Source organism: Halomonas sp. ND22Bw (assembly GCF_003011945.1).
In the GTDB taxonomy this organism is placed as follows: domain Bacteria; phylum Pseudomonadota; class Gammaproteobacteria; order Pseudomonadales; family Halomonadaceae; genus Halomonas; species Halomonas halophila.
The window spans coordinates 1-264 of record NZ_PXWD01001057.1; the positions used below are offsets into that span (position 1 = coordinate 1).

Sequence of the window (264 nt, forward strand, 5' to 3'; positions counted from 1 at the left end):
CAAGGGCGGGCAGAGCGTGCCCGCCGGCGTCGGGCAGCCGACGCTCTTGGTCGGTGGGCTGACGGTGGGCGGGACCGCGGCGGCCTAGGCGGTCAGAACCCGTTGACCAGGAAATCGAGCGCGCCCTTGATCGCCCCTTCCTGATCCGCCAGCGACCCTGCGAGGAACGTAAGGATACGGTTGTCAACCGTGGTCGCGAAATGCGTGGCTAGAACCCATGGCTGCCCCTCCATGCTGACCTGTGGGTTGAGCCGCAGGATCGGC

1 protein-coding gene is annotated in these 264 nt (G+C 67.8%); it reads right to left on the reverse strand.

The window, feature by feature from the left end:
* Positions 1 to 92: 92 nt before the first annotated feature.
* Complete coding sequence (locus CVH10_RS21410; protein ID WP_219924962.1) at positions 93 to 260, reverse strand: CcdB family protein; 168 nt, start codon at positions 258 to 260, stop codon at positions 93 to 95.
* Positions 261 to 264: the final 4 nt, after the last annotated feature.